Below are 2795 nucleotides of genomic sequence, written 5' to 3' on the forward strand. Positions count from 1 at the left end.
AGTCATTGAGCTACGTATGCAAGAAGCCGCTTCAGAGTGTAGTCATTACGAAGAGTTCGACTACCTTGTTGTAAACGAAAACGTCGACCAAGCGCTGGCTGAATTAGGCGCTATATTTACCGCTCAAAGATTATTGTTAGTAGATCAAAAACAACGTCATCAAGAGATACTCAACGATCTATTGTCTTAAGCGTACAACTAACATAGAATGCGCGGTTCTTTTTTGAGCTATGCTTAGTTCTATATTCGAATTCTAGAGGTGAAATTAAATGGCACGAGTGACCGTTGAAGATTGTTTGGAAAATGTAGACAACCGTTTTGAACTTGTCATGGTTGCGACCAAGCGCGCTCGTCAACTTGCAAACACTGCGCAAGAGCCAATGGTTCCTGTTGAAAACGACAAGCCAACAGTATTAGCGCTTCGTGAAATCGCTGAAGGCCATATCAACGCAGGTAATGTTGATTTTAGCGAAGAAGAATAACTTCTTTGCGATAATACGCTTGAAAAAACAGCTCGCTCAAATATCATTAGGGTGAGCTTATAAAAAGCTGAACAGCTTTAGCCGTTCGGCTTTTTTTATTTCTTCATTCCGCACAAGTGAGCAGAGAAAGCGTGCCCGATATTGATGGCTTAATCGAGAGAGCCGAGTCCTACCTAGACACCAACAAGGTAAGACTGATTGAACGCGCCTATTACGTCGCAAAAGAGGCGCACGAAGGGCAATATAGACGCAGTGGCGACCCGTACATTATTCACCCTATTGCTGTCGCCAATATTCTCGCAGACCTTCACCTTGATCACGAAACACTCATGGCAGCATTGCTGCATGACGTCATAGAAGACACCGAAACTAGCAAAGACGAATTAGCCGAAGAGTTTGGCAGTGCCGTTGCGGAACTGGTCGACGGGGTGAGTAAACTCACACAAATAGAATTCAAATCTAAAGCTGAAGCTCAAGCCAATAATTTCCAGAAAATGACGTTGGCGATGGCGAAAGATATTCGCGTTATATTGGTTAAACTTGCAGATCGCCTTCATAACATGCGGACGCTCGGTCCATTGCATCATGAAAAGCGACGGCGGATCGCCACAGAAACGCTAGATATATACGCACCGATCGCAAATCGCTTAGGCATTAACAGCATTAGAACCGAGCTTGAAGATCTTGGATTCCAAGCGCTCTACCCAATGCGCTCCAAATACATTCGCAAAGCGGTCAAAAAGCTTCGCGGAAGCCATAACGAAATCATCGAAGATATCCAAGGTAAAATCGAGAGTCAGCTAAAAACGCGACATCTTACTGGCGAGGTTATCGGTCGAGAGAAGCATCTTTTCAGCATCTATAAGAAGATGAAGTATAAGCATCGTTCTTTCCATGAAATTATGGATGTATATGCTTTTCGAATTATTGCTGAATCTGAAGACGATTGTTATCGCATTCTCGGTGCCTTACATGCGCTCTACAAACCTCTACCTTTCCGCTTCAAAGACTATATTGCCGTCCCTAAGGTAAACGGATATCAATCACTGCATACCACGCTATTCGGTATGCATGTGAACATCGAAGTGCAAATTCGCACCCAAGAGATGGAAGACCTTGCCAACTACGGGATCGCGGCTCACTGGCAATACAAAGACGACTCCAGTATGGCGCTTGCAAACCAAGCCCGTATAGATCGCTGGTTGAGTGGCCTGAAAGAGATTCGAGAAAATGCTGGCGACTCAATGGAGTTCTTCGAGCACGTTAAAATTGATCTCTTCCCAGACGAGATCTATGTCTTCACACCGAAAGGAGCAATTCTCGAACTACCAGCTGGCGCAACACCGATAGACTTTGCTTATGCCATTCATACTGACATTGGAAATGCATGCGTCGCCTGTCGCATCAACAAACAACTTGCCTCATTAAGCGAGCCTTTGCAGAGCGGTCAAACGATAGAAATTATTACGGCTCCAGGCGCAAAACCAAGCCCTGCATGGCTAAATATCGTCACCACAGGCAAGGCAAAAAGTAGTATTCGTCACTTTATCAAGCTGAAGCAACACGAAGAAAATCTATCTCTTGGTAAGAGCCTGCTTGAACGCTCAATGAGCAGCATCAACCTAAGCTGGGAAAACATCAGTGAAACCCACTTAGTCAACGTGCTCGATCATAACAAAGCAAACTCACTTGATGAGCTACTGATTCTAGTCGGCCAAGGATTGCGCATGCCTTATATCATTGCGCGTCAGCTCGCTGCAGAAGATGCAAGTCAAATAAGTAGCGAAACCGAAGAGCCTGCAAAACAAAAACTGATCATCAAAGGAACAGAAGGCATGCAAGTCAGCTTCAGTTCCTGCTGCTACCCAATTCCGGGCGACCCTATCATCGGGCTACCGGATTCAAATTCTGGTGCGGGCCTTATCATTCACGCAGAACAGTGCAAAAAAGCACTGCGCCTTAGCAAAGCGCCAGACCGACTTTATCTATCTTGGGTCAAGGATATTACGGATGAATTTGCGGTTGAATTGCGTATTGAGCTCGAAAGACAGCGCGGCATTATTGCCGAGTTAGCATCTGCAATCACTCGCGCCGAGGCAAATATCGAACACATTGGTGTCAGCGAGCAGAACCCTCATATGAGCACGATAGAGGCCGTCATCTACATTCAAGGTCGACGCCATCTTGCTCGTGTGATTCGCCGACTACGTAACATTAAAGCGGTGATTCGCATTCAAAGAATTATCAATCACTAAAGGCGCTCATTTACATTTGGCGCAACAATAGGTAAGGTTTAGATATGAGCAACAAATC

The 2795-nt window shown here is 45.3% G+C and carries 2 protein-coding genes and 1 pseudogene; all 3 read left to right on the forward strand.

Annotation, left to right across the window (positions count from 1 at the left end; all coding sequences use genetic code 11):
• Positions 1-190 (forward strand): annotated as a pseudogene (gene gmk, locus A3738_RS12665) (guanylate kinase); the annotation flags it as partial.
• A gap of 79 nt (positions 191-269) precedes the next feature.
• A complete protein-coding gene (gene rpoZ / locus A3738_RS12670; protein ID WP_068480249.1) occupies positions 270-482 on the forward strand; it encodes a DNA-directed RNA polymerase subunit omega in 213 nt (70 codons plus the stop codon).
• 131 nt (positions 483-613) lie between these two features.
• Positions 614-2737, forward strand: a complete 2124-nt coding sequence (locus A3738_RS12675; protein WP_068501392.1) for a bifunctional (p)ppGpp synthetase/guanosine-3',5'-bis(diphosphate) 3'-pyrophosphohydrolase — start codon at positions 614-616, stop codon at positions 2735-2737.
• Positions 2738-2795 lie beyond the last annotated feature (58 nt).

The sequence above is a fragment of the Oleiphilus sp. HI0066 genome, assembly GCF_001635725.1.

Bases quoted from the DNA above. Each gene is read 5' to 3' on its own strand.
- rpoZ (WP_068480249.1), top strand. From the start codon at position 270: ATGGCACGAGTGACCGTTGAAGATTGTTTGGAAAATGTAGACAACCGT.